At 63.4% G+C, this 12778-nt stretch carries 21 protein-coding genes; 15 read left to right on the top strand and 6 right to left on the bottom strand.

Annotated elements, in window-relative coordinates; translation table 11 throughout:
- Positions 1 to 26: 26 nt before the first annotated feature.
- The 6 genes from MKL09_RS26700 to MKL09_RS26675 all read left to right on the top strand — a co-directional run bounded on the left by MKL09_RS26700 (position 27) and on the right by MKL09_RS26675 (position 2714).
- On the top strand, positions 27 to 233 hold the full coding sequence (locus MKL09_RS26700) for a helix-turn-helix domain-containing protein (protein WP_244025031.1): 207 nt from the start codon (positions 27 to 29) through the stop codon (positions 231 to 233).
- A 3-nt stretch (positions 234 to 236) separates the two neighbouring features.
- Positions 237 to 437, top strand: coding sequence for a hypothetical protein (locus tag MKL09_RS26695; RefSeq protein ID WP_244025030.1), 201 nt, complete (start codon positions 237 to 239; stop codon positions 435 to 437).
- The gene (locus tag MKL09_RS26690; protein WP_244025029.1) at positions 434 to 667 is read left to right on the top strand and encodes a transcriptional coactivator p15/PC4 family protein; all 234 of its coding nucleotides are present in this window, start codon (positions 434 to 436) and stop codon (positions 665 to 667) included. Before MKL09_RS26695 ends, MKL09_RS26690 begins: the two co-directional genes overlap by 4 nt.
- Positions 668 to 759: 92 nt before the next feature.
- The gene (locus tag MKL09_RS26685; protein ID WP_244025028.1) at positions 760 to 2067 is read left to right on the top strand and encodes a DUF927 domain-containing protein; all 1308 of its coding nucleotides are present in this window, start codon (positions 760 to 762) and stop codon (positions 2065 to 2067) included.
- 247 nt (positions 2068 to 2314) lie between these two features.
- On the top strand, positions 2315 to 2476 hold the full coding sequence (locus MKL09_RS26680; RefSeq protein WP_244025027.1) for a hypothetical protein: 162 nt from the start codon (positions 2315 to 2317) through the stop codon (positions 2474 to 2476).
- Positions 2477 to 2489: 13 nt separating this feature from the next.
- Positions 2490 to 2714: a hypothetical protein gene (locus MKL09_RS26675; RefSeq protein ID WP_244025026.1), complete on the top strand. Its 225-nt coding sequence runs from the start codon at positions 2490 to 2492 to the stop codon at positions 2712 to 2714.
- 18 nt (positions 2715 to 2732) lie between these two features.
- On the opposite strand, the gene MKL09_RS26670 is transcribed toward MKL09_RS26675, so the two are convergent.
- Positions 2733 to 3101: a hypothetical protein gene (locus MKL09_RS26670; RefSeq protein WP_244025025.1), complete on the bottom strand. Its 369-nt coding sequence runs from the start codon at positions 3099 to 3101 to the stop codon at positions 2733 to 2735.
- 332 nt (positions 3102 to 3433) lie between these two features.
- Between MKL09_RS26670 and MKL09_RS26665 the strand changes: the two genes are divergently transcribed.
- The gene (locus MKL09_RS26665) at positions 3434 to 3631 is read left to right on the top strand and encodes a hypothetical protein (RefSeq protein ID WP_244025024.1); all 198 of its coding nucleotides are present in this window, start codon (positions 3434 to 3436) and stop codon (positions 3629 to 3631) included.
- A gap of 807 nt (positions 3632 to 4438) precedes the next feature.
- On the opposite strand, the gene MKL09_RS26660 is transcribed toward MKL09_RS26665, so the two are convergent.
- Positions 4439 to 4693 (bottom strand): hypothetical protein, encoded by a 255-nt coding sequence (locus MKL09_RS26660; protein ID WP_244025023.1) that lies wholly within the window; start codon positions 4691 to 4693, stop codon positions 4439 to 4441.
- Positions 4694 to 5190: 497 nt separating this feature from the next.
- On the opposite strand from MKL09_RS26660, the gene MKL09_RS26655 reads away from it, so the two are divergent.
- Complete coding sequence (locus MKL09_RS26655; protein ID WP_244025022.1) at positions 5191 to 5457, top strand: hypothetical protein; 267 nt, start codon at positions 5191 to 5193, stop codon at positions 5455 to 5457.
- A gap of 57 nt (positions 5458 to 5514) precedes the next feature.
- Here MKL09_RS26655 and MKL09_RS26650 read toward each other — a convergent pair whose 3' ends face one another.
- From MKL09_RS26650 to MKL09_RS26640, 3 genes are all read right to left on the bottom strand, one after another.
- Complete coding sequence (locus MKL09_RS26650) at positions 5515 to 5703, bottom strand: hypothetical protein (protein ID WP_243965044.1); 189 nt, start codon at positions 5701 to 5703, stop codon at positions 5515 to 5517.
- Positions 5704 to 5832: 129 nt separating this feature from the next.
- Complete coding sequence (locus MKL09_RS26645) at positions 5833 to 5994, bottom strand: hypothetical protein (RefSeq protein ID WP_244025021.1); 162 nt, start codon at positions 5992 to 5994, stop codon at positions 5833 to 5835.
- Between the two features lie 37 nt (positions 5995 to 6031).
- Positions 6032 to 6277 carry a hypothetical protein gene (locus tag MKL09_RS26640; protein WP_244025020.1) on the bottom strand — a complete coding sequence of 82 codons (246 nt, stop codon included), beginning with the start codon at positions 6275 to 6277 and terminating at the stop codon, positions 6032 to 6034.
- A gap of 381 nt (positions 6278 to 6658) precedes the next feature.
- Here MKL09_RS26640 and MKL09_RS26635 point away from each other — a divergent pair, with 381 nt between their 5' ends.
- Positions 6659 to 6916 (top strand): hypothetical protein, encoded by a 258-nt coding sequence (locus tag MKL09_RS26635; protein ID WP_244025019.1) that lies wholly within the window; start codon positions 6659 to 6661, stop codon positions 6914 to 6916.
- Between the two features lie 814 nt (positions 6917 to 7730).
- Here the strand turns inward: MKL09_RS26635 and MKL09_RS26630 are convergent.
- Positions 7731 to 7952, bottom strand: coding sequence for a hypothetical protein (locus MKL09_RS26630; protein WP_244025018.1), 222 nt, complete (start codon positions 7950 to 7952; stop codon positions 7731 to 7733).
- Between the two features lie 211 nt (positions 7953 to 8163).
- Between MKL09_RS26630 and MKL09_RS26625 the strand changes: the two genes are divergently transcribed.
- From MKL09_RS26625 to MKL09_RS26600, 6 genes are all read left to right on the top strand, one after another.
- Entirely contained in the window at positions 8164 to 8547 is a 384-nt protein-coding gene (locus MKL09_RS26625; protein WP_244025017.1) for an NAD(P)/FAD-dependent oxidoreductase, read from the top strand.
- Positions 8544 to 9986, top strand: a complete 1443-nt coding sequence (locus MKL09_RS26620) for a hypothetical protein (RefSeq protein ID WP_244025016.1) — start codon at positions 8544 to 8546, stop codon at positions 9984 to 9986. Before MKL09_RS26625 ends, MKL09_RS26620 begins: the two co-directional genes overlap by 4 nt.
- Positions 9987 to 10161: 175 nt before the next feature.
- Entirely contained in the window at positions 10162 to 10491 is a 330-nt protein-coding gene (locus tag MKL09_RS26615; RefSeq protein WP_244025015.1) for a hypothetical protein, read from the top strand.
- On the top strand, positions 10488 to 11567 hold the full coding sequence (locus MKL09_RS26610) for a hypothetical protein (RefSeq protein ID WP_244025014.1): 1080 nt from the start codon (positions 10488 to 10490) through the stop codon (positions 11565 to 11567). Before MKL09_RS26615 ends, MKL09_RS26610 begins: the two co-directional genes overlap by 4 nt.
- Before the next feature lie 145 nt (positions 11568 to 11712).
- On the top strand, positions 11713 to 12222 hold the full coding sequence (locus MKL09_RS26605) for a hypothetical protein (RefSeq protein WP_244025013.1): 510 nt from the start codon (positions 11713 to 11715) through the stop codon (positions 12220 to 12222).
- A gap of 8 nt (positions 12223 to 12230) precedes the next feature.
- The coding region (locus MKL09_RS26600) for a hypothetical protein (RefSeq protein ID WP_244025012.1) at positions 12231 to 12778 on the top strand (548 nt) is incomplete at its 3' end.

Genomic DNA, 12778 nt, shown 5'->3' with positions numbered 1-12778 from the left:
ATTTAATTGAGGACGCCGACATGTCGATGAGTGAGACCATGCGCACAGGAGCAAAGACGATCAGCGTCGAAGAAGCAGGGAAGTGGCTTGGGGTGAGCCGAAACACCGCCTACGAGGCCGTGGGGCGCGGCGAGATCCCGACGATCAAGATTGGTCGCCTGTACCGCGTACCGGTGGCGCCTTTTGAGCGTTTGCTCGGGCTCTCCGTGTCCACCGGGAAGGAGGGCGCCTAAGCCATGAAGCAGAAAACCCGCGCACAGCGCGGGCTGCGGCGGGTCTCTAAAGGTGTCTTCTGCCAGGTCGACACTCAGAGAGATACGACAGCCCAAGCGCTCCGACAAGACTACCTCGCCGCCCGCTTCGGTTTAACGCCGTCCGTGGCCAACCTCGTCGCCGAACTGGCGTTCACGACCACCGATCGTTGGGGGCGTGCATGACCGCCCCTACCCTCATCGCGACGGTCACGAAGAACAATACGGAGGAGGTCAGGGTCAGCCTGACCACCTTCAACGGCTTCAACCTCGTCGACATCCGGACCTTCGCGCGGCTGATCGGTGCCGGCGGCGAGCCGATGCCGACTAAGCGCGGCATCTGCTTGGGCCGTGACCGCCTCCCCGACCTCATCCAAGCTCTTATTCAAGCACAGGAGGGCGGCGCATCATGCTGAGCCTCGACGGTATCGCTCGCGCTCTCGGTGGCGAGGTTCGTGGGGACAAGGTCCGCGCACCAGGACCGGGGCATTCGGCTCCGGACCGGAGCATGACGGTTTGGATTACCTCTGATGGCAACGACATCACGGTCGACAGCTTCGCCAACGACGACAAGATGGCGTGCAAGGACTACGCGCGCTCGAAGATCGGCTTGCCGCCTTGGGAGCCCAAGAACGCCAACGACGACTCCATTATCAAGCGCATGTCGGCGCGGGTGCGCAAACAGGATTCCGGTGAGACCACGAAACCCGAGCCGGCGGACGAGCCGGTTGCGGAGACGATCGTCCTGCCGATCCCGGCCGATAAGCGCCCGGGTCCCGGGTTCGTCCGGTCTTGGCGGGCGACCGCCAACGCTCAAGAGGCCACGGCCTGTGTCGTCACCGACACCCTGCTCTGCCTCGACGAGATCGGGGTGGCGGAAGGAAGGGACGCGGCCGCAGCCGTCTATCAGTTGGCCAGCGGCGTCGGGAAAGGCCGCTCCGCCCGGGACGGTTCGATCCGCGCGCCAATGACGTGGCGGGTGCTGACGCTCTCGACCGGTGAGCTGCCGATGGCGGCCAAGATCGCGGAGGATAAGCAGCGCAAGGCCTACGCGGGTCAGGCGGTGCGCCTGCTCGACGTGCCCGCAGATGCCGGCCGCGGCTATGGCCTGTTCGACAATGCCGGCCCCGACGGCGATCCTGCCCGTTTAGCTGAAGCCCTGCAGAAGGCCGCCCTGTCGGCCTACGGCGAGGCTGGTCCCGCCTTCGTTCGCGCGCTGATGGACATGGGCCAGGAGGAGGCCCGTGCCATCGTCGTCGAACTCGTGGACAGCTTCGTCATGGAGCATGCGCCAGCCGACGCGGACGGGCAGATCCGGCGGGCGGCTGCGCGGCTAGGAATGATCGCTGCGGCGGGCGAACTGGCCCGAACCTTCAACATCGTGCCGTGGCAGGAAGGTGAGGCCGAGGCTGCTGCGGCGCGGGCGCTGGCGGACTGGATCGGGTCGCGCGGCGGCACCGAGCCAGCTGAGGTCCATGAGGCCATCGCCCAGGCCCGACGCTTCTTCGAGGCGCACGGTGAGAGCCGCTTCGAATCGGTGGACGACTCCGACGCCCGCCCGGTTCCGAACCGTGCTGGTTGGCGTCGCGGTCACGGCGACGGGCGTGTCTGGCTCGTACTGCCGGAGATGTGGAAGTCGGAGGTTTGCACCGGCCTCGACCCAGTTGCGACGGCCAAGATCCTCGCCGAGCGAGGGATGCTGAAGCGCGACCCGAACGGCAGGCTGCAGCGGTCTGAGCGAACCCCGGGCGGCGCCACCCTCCGGGTCTACGTCATCACGGCGGCCGTGTTCGATGGAGGCTCCGATGCGCCCTGATCTCCGCCTCCGGCTCCGTGAGATCACGAAGTCCCTCTCTGCTGCGGAAAAGCGCGTGACACGTGTGACACGTGTGACAGAGCCCGCCGGCCACACGCCGTCACACGCTGCTGTCACACGTTTGGCACCCGAAAAAGATCAACAAAAACAACGTGTCACACCTGTCACACGTGTCACACCTACAAAAGCAGCAGGTAGAGTTTTGCGTCACACGTCGCCGGGTGTGACGGAGGTAGTGACAGAACGTGTGACAGCTCCGGGCAACGACTCCGAGGACTGGTTCGCCTACTTCGAAGAACGCGCGGCGATCCGGGAATTTGAGGGCGGTTTCGACCGCGCCGAGGCCGAGCGGCTGGCGCTGGAAGAAACGATCGCCGCGATCGGGCCGCGGCCTGGCACCATTCACTAGCAACGAAGGATCCGTGATGACCCGATCCAATATCGCCAGCGCCGTCAACGCGGCCCAAGCCGGTGCCGAGGCTGCCAAGCGTGAGGGCGCCCGCTATGCCGCCGAGTGCGGCCGGCTGCTCGCCCAGGCCAAGGAGAACATCTCAAGGCTTAAGAATGTGCCGGCCAGCGATATCGTGATCGCTATCGGAGATGTTCAGGAAGATCGGAAGCGGCGGGCAGCAGAGGTGCGACTCTAGCCGCCCACCGACCACCATTCAGATACCGACGCTGGCCGCCCCTGCATCGGCCGCCTGCTTAACCGTTGCACCTTTGCGGAGTGCTGCGGCTATGGCGGCCGAAACCGTATCGATTGCGCTAGCACGCTCGTCACCGTAGTCGCGCGCGCTGTTCATCTCGGATCCCACCCGTGCGTAAAAGTTATCTGGGAAGCGCTTACTCATGCGCTCCCTCAATATAGCCGTCGCGCTGCGATAGTCGCCGTCAAAATCAGCCGACATATTACCGGAATTCGAATTGTAGATTTCATAATTTCGCGATTCATAACCCTGATTGTTGTCGGACGCACTTGGTCTGAATGTAAAAAAAGCGACGATCTTCGAAAACAAACCCTTGTTAGTATTCATTGGATTCCCTCAAAAAGACGGCGTCGAACGCGCCTTCCTCTTCCATCAAGCACTCGGCAGCATCGAAAAGGTTCCGGAGCCCTGCCATGACGCTTACCGAACGCGACCGCTTCGAGAAGTGCCTCTCCCTGGCCAAGCGCGGTGCGACGGCTGGTGAGCGCACCGCTGGTCTCGCCGCCGCCGAGCGTGTCGCTGCCTCGGCCGGCATGACGTTGGCCGAAGCTAAGGTTGCCGTCGGATGCTCTCGACCAGCGCCGCCAAGAATGGATTGGCCGCACCCACCACCCCGCACGGCACGTCGGACCCCGCCCAGGGCGAAACCGAAGCGGCCCGTGAAGCCGCCGACCCTGGAGGAGGTGCTTCGGCAGAAAGCTGCTGCTGATGTAGAACGGCGCCGGGCAGCCGCTGCGGCGGATCGAAGGCTGCTGAAGGAACTCGCCGAGCAGGCCGCCTACGAGGCAGAGCAGCGGGCGCTGCAGGCCGAACGCGACCGTGCGTGGGCAACTCAGCGCGAGGGGCAGCGAGCATGACGCTCGCCGAGCAGAGTGCCTAGCTGCTCGCTGGGTTGGCGATGCCGCCCCCGCTTCGGCGATCAGTGCATCGAGGTCAGGACGCTGTGGGCCATGAGGACGGCGGTCATCGCCATGCCGAGCGCGGCGGGCGTGGCAACGGCGAGGCGTTTGGACAAGCTGATCATGGCGCGCTCCTTGTCCGCCGAATGTGGCGAATTCGTCGAAGCTGCGCCGTGCGGAAGCTCACTCCATCTGCGCGCGGTCTTCGTGGTCATCCCCGGCTTGCTGGTCCATCGCTGGTCTCCCTCGCCGACAGGTCAATCGATCGCGGCTCGATACGGCCACGCCCATCCACAGGAACCCGGTGTGGTTAACGGAAGCTTGCGCCTGAAGCGGGGACGTCAGCAGCATTGCGGGTGACAGCGAAACCTAGGCGCTCAGCTGGTCGACCGTTCCGCGCAAGCACCTGACAGGGCATAAGCCGACGCATCCCGCTCAATCCGAGTTAGCGGACATGAACGATGAGCCCTTGGAGCGAACCAATGTCGTCGCCGAACAAAGAGTCGCGGATTATCAACGCCCAGAACCGCGCAAATAACCAGTGGGAAATAGAAATCAAATTTTATCAGAACGAATTGGAAAAACTCAGAAACAAAGTAAACGACAGACTAAGCGATGCTGAGAATAAACAACTATATAAGAAGATCCATCACACATCAGATTGTCTCGAATACTGCAAGTCAAAAGTCGAATGATTTATCCGCGGCTGCAATTGCGCGCAAGTCTGAGCGACGGCAGCCCGGACTAGCGCTGAGAGCTCGATGTCTACAGAGCCTTTAGGCCGATGAGTTTTCGGCCCATGTTATACAGCCGCTTGTCGTCCTCTTGCGCACATCGAGAAATATTTGACAGTTTATGATTGTCGCGCTGACCTATTTTGTAGGCCTCAATAGCGGACCCTACATATTTGGCATCGTCTTTGTTAAAAGCTTCCTTCAGCTCTGCTCGACCCTTCACATCCTCCCCGGTGTTCAAGCTCCAATCAAGATCGTCTTTGACCAGCTTCCAATTTGCGGACATTCGTTCCTCCCGGGCCCTCTTGTGGGGCTGGTGCGAGGATACGCTGGTTTTCGGTTCCGTCGAATCGATGACTACCTGGCTCCTACGCGCCTCGCATCGTGCCGCCGCTCTCGGCCCGTGCAACGGCTGCCAGCTGGTCGACCGCAACCGGCTTCATGGCGTGATCGAGGATGCTTACCGTCCAACCCTGTCGGACCAAGCGGTCACGCTGCTCATAAGCTACCCAGGCCGAGGCGCAGCGTAGGGTCTTCCGCCCTCGGCCTTTCAGTGCCGCATCGATTTTGTAGGTGTGCCGCACGTGCGCCTCCTACTCAATTCTGAGCCAACCCTAGCACCGGACCTTGCACCAGGTATCAAACCTGGTCGTTCGGACGTGCAGATGCACATTCCGCGAGGTCGGTTAACGCATGATTAACCATGGCGACCGATTGTATTAATCAGGGCTCGGCAATTGCATTGGAGCATGTCGAAGCCCTCATGCGCCAAGGCATATTCTGATGTCGGACGAATTCATTCCCTTTTGGACATTGCTTGCGATTGCCGAAAACCAGCTTCAGTGGGGCACGGAGCCCGACACGATGGAAGCGACGGCACACGTCCTTGCCAAGCGCCGGCCCGGCAGCATCGTAGCTGAAAGCCTGACAGAGCGGGCGGATTACCTCAGGATGATGCGTTGTCAGTCCTCAACGGCAAAAGCCGAGTTCTTGGGCATCAACATCCCCCACACTGGCTCCATACAGGCAGTGGTCTTCTCTAATCACTAGCCTTAAATTAGCATAACATTGCACTGTAGCTGCGGGTCTCCAGAACCACCGATTACTTCAGACCATCACGTTGACAACCCGCCCTGTGGCAGAGGCGTCCGTGACGGGTGGCGCCGGTGGCGGCTCCGTCTTGTCGACCGCGACGGCGACGGACTGCTTGCCATCCATCGGCGACCCCGTTCGGATCGCTTCGTTCTCTGCGGCGCGAACGACGGCAAAGTAGTTGTTGGACGAGACGCTGATCATGGCGTTCGGCTCCTGTCCTACTCAGCTTGCCGACCCTCGATTAAAAGGGTGTTAAAGCGACCGGAAGACAGAAATTGACTTCAGCCATGACAGTTAATCGGTTGCAATGAGAATTATGCGACCTGTCTGTCAATTCTGCCAGTTCGGGATCCACCGAGACAAGAAGCTGGGCGATCGGACAACAGTGACCTCGTCGTGCGCCGGCGCCTCATCGTCCGGCAGCAGGGACGCGATCAGCTCCAGCAGGCTCTGTCCCTCTTGGACATGCAACAGCACAAGGGACGAGTCCATGTCCCACTCCACCTCGGGTTCGTTGTTGGCCGGACGATCAGGTGGCTTGGTCGTCGACCACCGGTACGGCGAAGAACTTGAACGTATCCTCGACGATCCCGCCCTCGGCATCCATGGCGTCGGCGCAGTGCTGGCTCTCTATCGGTGTCGAGAGCCGGTGCGTGAATGTGGCGTTCGGAGCATCCGCTCGGGCAGCATCGATCTGACGCTCAAGATCGTCATCATGCGTAGCGTGGCAGAACATCCACGGCTCGCCGTCTTTTTCGATGGTCACGTAGGCCATGGTTCACCTCCACAGGTTCGGGAGGGGCAACGCGGTAGAATGCGATTAGGCAGCGCGCGTCCGCCGCGGTGACATGCCGCCGGTTCACGCATAGCCTCAGCGCAAGCCCGTGGCCCGTGCTTCAAGGAATCGCTGGTGTTCGTCCCACCTGAACAGCGATCCGTCCCGCCACCATGGGAGCCGCCGCGGAAACCATCACGAGATGCAAAGCGGGCCGAGAACGCCGCCGTCACTCTCATCATCCTGATCTCGATCCTCGGGCTGTTCGCACCGATCGCGGGCGGGACGCTGGTGGCGGTGGTTGTCGCCCTATTCGGGCACTGATGAGCACCGATTGATTGCCTCCGCCCTATCTTGCCCCTCTCAGGCAGGAGGCAACCAGTGCCCTACAGCTACAAGCTTATGTCGGCAGCCGACGGCGGTGACGTTCTCGAAGAGCACGAGCTGCCGGATGCGAAGGACCGCCGTGATGCCGAGGATTTGGCCACCCAAGCTTATGAGACCGCCCGGTTTCAGGCTGCCAGCAACAACCCACCCCTAGCCTTCCCAAGAGCCGTGATCCTCATGGATGGGGACAGTGTGATTTGGCGCGCAACCGAAGCCGATCTGCGCAATTCCGAGCATGACATGGATGTCTAACGCCGGCGTCAATCGGCGCCTCCTACCAATCCCACGCATCGACCCGCAGCTTCGCCTTATGCCGTAAGATCAAGATAGCCAAAGGACATTCACCAACCATCTGGCCTCCAATTCGGTTAGGACAATGAGCCCGAGAGGTACCGGATGTGCTCCCGCGATGAAGCTGATGAGAAGGGGCATCGTCGATTTCATAGATTTAGCGAGTTTGGATCTGTTTCGTTGATGAAAATATGCGGAATGTGCGGTCGAACGCTAAGACCATGGATTGACCGGGCCTCGTGAAAAATTGCGTGTTTGAGTGCCAAGCAGGCTCGCGCGATGCTGAGTTGTGACGGGACAGCGCCTCAGAGCGGTGGCAGGATGCGTGAGGAACGGTGACTGGTTTCGATCGCCGCCCATCCTGGGAGAAGCCATGATGTTCGAAGTTCACACTTTCAGATCTTGAGACGGAAGCGGAATTGGAGCTTCAATCCACAAAGACGGAGCAAACCTTCCAGGCGGTGCGAGCGCTTGGATTCATCAGGCAACGATGAGCCCCGCGAATATGGTAACATCGTCTGGTGTGGCGGGCATCGGCAACGCAGCGGAAATCTGCGCGGAGGTATGCCGCTCAGGGTTCTGCTACACGCCGAATTCCGAACCGGGGATCAATTCGGTCAGCTGACCTACGGCGTTCGGTTGGGATGGTTCATCTCAGAAACGCTTATCGGCGGATACACCGTCCGCCTCGCAGGACTGAAAACATAGCAACATCAGTGCATTAGTTTTATGCCAGATCTGCTACCCACATCCCGCCCCACGATCACGGGCATTTCTAACCGGATTTCTCACTGTTCACGGCGGTACCGATCTCAGCCTGCGCCGCGGCCTCAAGCTGGTCAGCGGTGATTTGGTCCCGAGCCGGATTGAAGATGTGCACCTTCCAGCCCTGCCGGACCAGGCGATTGTGCTGCTCGAAGGCTATCCAGGCTGAGGCGCACCGGAAGTCCTTCTTCGCTCCGCCGAGTAAGGCTCGGATCAAGTAGCCGTCCGCCACGTCCACCTCCCGCTGGCGTTCGGCTCATGCACGGCACAGACCACCGTCCAATGCCGGGCTACCGCCCCTCCGAATCCAGATATCGAACGGCCAGACAGAAGAACAGGCGAACGCCGGGGAACGACAGCGAACGTCCGGGAACGGAAAAGATCAATATTGGACAAAGCATTAGACTGGGACTATATTTTACAGACCATAACCGGTCGGTCGAATGTCGCTCCAAGCTCAACCTGCCACCACTCGCTCGCCCAAGCAGCGCTCGGCGCTCGCCAACGGCAGCCGGCCGTTCCTCGTGACCGTGCCGGGCAGCACCGAGGCGGCTAGGCACTACAAATCCGTGCTGGATGAGGTGGAGGCCGAGCGCGGCGGCAAGGCGGCCATGTCGGTCACTGCACGCGAGGCCGCCCGTGCTTATGCCGGGCTGGCTGTCGAGATGGCCAAGCTGCACGCGGCCATGGCCAGCGGCCAGAACGTCGACCTGGAGGCCTTGGGTCAGATCGGCGACCGCATGGACCGCCAGGCCCGCCGCATGGGGCCTCCGAAGGCTCCCGAGCGGCCTGGACTGCGCGAGCGCTATGCGAGGCGCCCGGCATGAACTCGGCCTGCCGCCCCCTCTGCACCATGCGCGAGGCTCTGGCCGATCCCGCCATCTTCGGGGAGATCCTGCCCGGAGAGACCTGGGCGCCTTGGCGCGCCATCCTGATCGCCTCTCGGGGCGAGCCGCTGACCAACGACGAGCGGGTGATCTTCACGGCCCTGACAGGGCGCGAGCGCGAGCCCGATCATCCCGTGGACGAGCTGTGGGGCATCGTGGGCCGTCGCGGCGGCAAGTCTAGGGCCTTCAGCGTGCTCGGCTCCTACCTCGCCGGGCTAGTGGACTACGCCGCCCTGGCTGCCCCGGGCGAGCGGGTGAAGCTGCCGATCATGGCCTCTACCACGGTCCAGGCCGCGAAGGTGTTCTCCTACGTGCTGGGCGTGTTCACGCACTCGGATGAGATGCGGGACATGGTCGAGGGCGAGCCCACAGTCGACACCATCCGGCTGAAGGCCGGCGTCGACATTGAGGTCCGCCCCGCAAACTACAAGACGATCCGCGGCGAGACCTTGGCGGCGGCGCTCTGCGACGAGGTGGCGTTCTGGCACTTGGAGAACAGCGCCAATCCGGACACCGAGATCCTCGACGCCATCCGTCCTGGGTTAGCAACGACTGGCGGCCCGCTCTGCGTCCTGTCCAGCCCCTATGCTCGGAAGGGCGAACTGTATCGCACCTACCAGCGCGACTACGGTACCGACGGCGATCCGACGGTGTTGGTGCTGCGGGCCCCCTCGCAGACCATGAACCCGGGACTGGATCCCGCGGTGGTGAAGCGGGCCTACACCCGCGACCCGGCTGCCGCCTCGGCCGAGTATGGCGCCGAGTTCCGCCGGGATGTAGAGGCCTTCGTCAGCCTTGAGGCGGTGCAGGCCTGCGTGCCGGGCGATCTGCGCGAGATCGGCCCGATCGGGGGCACCACCTACAGCGCCTTCGTGGATCTGGCCGGTGGTGGCGCCGATGCGATGACGCTGGCCATCGGGCACAGCGAGGGCGACCTGGCGATCCTCGATGCGGTGCGCGAGATCCGCTCGGTCTCGCCCGACAGCATTGTCGAGGAGTTCTCAGGCCTCTGCAAAGCCTACGGCATCGATCGGGTCGTCGGCGACCGCTATGCCGGCGAGTGGCCTCGGGAGCGGTTCCAGACCCGCGGGATCACCTACGAGGTCTCGGAGCGGTCGAAGTCCGACATCTACCGCGAATTCCTGCCCCTGCTGAACAGCCTGCGGTGTCGGCTGCTCAACGTCCCGAACCTTCAGCAGCAGCTCGTGTCGCTGGAGCGTCGCACCACCCGTGGCAGCGGCAAGGACATCATCGACCACCCGCAGATGAAGGGCGCGCACGACGACGTCGCGAACGCCGCTGCCGGTGTGCTGGTGAGCCTGCAGAAGCAGCCCGGGGACTACGACCCCGACATGTGGGCGAGGCTTCTCGATGGCTAGCGCGCTCACCACCAGCCCATTCGAGGTCAACCTCATTCCCCGGATCGAGCGACGGTCTTCCTGTCCTGTCGTTCGGTGCGAAGCCCGGCAGTCGAGAATGGGGTTCTCCGACCCGTTGCTCCTGCCGGGCGAGCCTATCGCCGCACAACCCGCCATCACTAGGAGCCTTGCCATCATGGCCGACACCATCAGCATCAAGTTCAAGGACACGGCCAAGCCGGTCCAGATTACGACTAAGCGCTTCGGCGAGTTGATGAAGGACGCCATCGACCGGTCCGGCACCATGGAAATGATGGATGAGATCGGCGAGAAGCTGGCTGAGATTAAGCTCGCCCGAGCCCGTGCTGTCGCTCGGGACCGCGCCGCCCGGGATGCCGCAACGCAGGCGCAGCGTGATCGGGCCGCCTTCGATCATGCCTGGGCCACTCGGGCTGAGCATCAGCGCCAGCAGCTCCGCGACATGAACAAGAGGGCCGCCGAGTTCTACGGGAGGGCTGGCCGATGAGCGCCGAGCCCGTGCACCACTTCGCGCCGAGCAACCCGTCGCCGGCTTCCGCCCGCCCGGCCGAGCCGGCGCTTCAGGTCGATCGCCGCCTGCATCACCCGCACCATCCATCTATTCGCGTTGAGCAGCCCGAGCCCGCCTCGACCGTCGTTCCGCTCGACCGCTCGCCCCGTAACCGCGCCGAGCTGGATGCCCTCATTGCCGAGCGGACGCAGCAGGCCGAACGCGACCGCCGGGAGAGCACAGCCAGCGCCGTCGCAGCCGCGGCGCCCGTCGCCCCACCGTCTCTTGCGCCGTCCGGCACGGCCTCGCCTCTCGCGGTCCTCCACGCTACTCAGGAAGCCCGTCGCGCCGCCGCGGCACCTCCGCCCCCGCCGAAAGAGCCACCGCCCGTCCTGCCCCCGCAGAATGAGACCGAAGCCCGGGCCCGCCTCGCGGATGCCATCCGCATTCGGGATGCAGCCCAGCAGGCCGTGACGATCGCCGCGGATGCTATGGCGAAGGCCAAGGCCGTCGAGGCGGATGCGGAAGCCAAGGCCGCCACCAGCGGTACCGTCGAGATGCGCGGAGCCGACACGCTCGCTGAGAAGATCCTGTTGTGGGCCACCTCGGGTGGCGCCCGCCCAGACCTGGGGCCGGATGCCGACAGCGTGGACGCCCGGCGCGATCAGATCGAGGCTCGTGTCCATGCTGATGCCGCTCGGCAGGCAGCCCGGGCCCTTGAGATCGACCTGCACGCCAAGCGCGCTGTTGCCGACCAGGCCGAGCGCGCCGTGACCCAAGCGGCCGGCGAGGTCGTCTCGGCCATGATCGAGGACATGGCGGTCAGGGGCGCCGAGGCACAGCGGGTCTATGAGCAGGCCCGGATGGCTTCGCGGGTCGTCTACGACATGGGCGGTACCGGGGCAGCCCGCACGATCCGCGCGCGTCCAACGATGCAGCGTCTCGGTCAGGGTGGCATGCTCGGCCCCGCGTTCCCTGAGACGCCTGAGTCCGGCCCCCGGCAGAAGCACTTCGAGGCGTGGTCCGGCCTGCTGAAGGCGCTCGCGTCCAATCCGAATGCCGCGCTCGGGTGAGTCCTCCCCTGGCGTGGTTCCCGGCTTCCATGGGTCGGGCGCGACAAGGCGGCGAGTGTCGTGAACCAACAACCCCGTCAGCCGGCGCGGTCCCGTCTCGGAGCCGGCGCCGGCAACACACAACCTAATCCTCCCTGACTGTGCCATGGCCATCACATCCAAACTCACGGTCACGCCCGGTAATCTCGACCCGTTCGCGCGGTCGGTGCTGCGCGAACTGTCGAAACGGGTTTTGGTCGGCATCCCTGCTGACAGTATGCACCCGGCTGAGAAGGGCGAGACACCGATCGGCAATTCCGCACTGGGCTACCGCTTCGAGACCGGCGACCCGGAGAAGAACCTGCCCGCCCGCCCCCACCTCGTGCCGGGCATCGAGAGCATTCGAGAACAGATCGCCGCCCGGCTGAAGAAAGCGGCCGAGGCTGCGTTCCTCGGCGACCTCGACGCGCCGGAGAAAGCTCTCAACGTCATCGGGCTCATGGGTGTGAGCGCGGTGCAGGAGCAGATCACGGACGGTGCCTTCGCCCCCCTGGCCGAGCGCACGATCAAAGCCCGGATCCGGCGCGGGCGGACAGGCACAAAGCCTCTCATCGACACAGGCAGCTACCGTCGCTCCTTCACCTATACCATCACCCGCGGCAACATTGGTGGGTAGAGGCAGCGATGACTGACCAATACCTGCGCAACATGTCCGTCGAGATCGAGGGCGGCGCGACCTGGACCTACCGCGGTGACGAGAACGGCGGGCAGGGCCTGCGCATGACGTTCGAGATCACCATGAAGGACACCAGCACGCCGAACGTCGCGCGCATCGGTATCTACAATCTGAAGGACAGCAGCACGCAGCCGGCGTTCTTCGTCGGCAAGCGGGTGAAGGTCAGCGCCGGCTATGTGACCGGCAACTCCTACGTGCTGTTTGACGGCGAGATCATCCAGGCACGCAATCTGCGCGCCGACGTGACCGACAAAGTGCTGGCGATCCTGGCTACTGACAAAGGTACCGCGCGCAATTACGCAGTCGTCAACAAGACCCTATCGGCTGGTCACACGCACAACGACCGCGTGATGGCCTGTTTCGAGCCGATGAAGGCGCTCGACGTGGCTCTCGGCTACATCGACACCGAGGCGCTATCCAAGAACAAGTTCCCTCGCGGCGCTGCGCTGTTCGGCAACGTGAAGGACCACCTACGCCAGATCTGCGCGGCCACCCG

This window comes from Methylobacterium sp. J-048, from assembly GCF_022829515.1.
Classification (GTDB): domain Bacteria; phylum Pseudomonadota; class Alphaproteobacteria; order Rhizobiales; family Beijerinckiaceae; genus Methylobacterium.
Note: the sequence above shows the minus strand (reverse complement) of the source record. Positions and strands in the feature narration are given on the sequence as shown.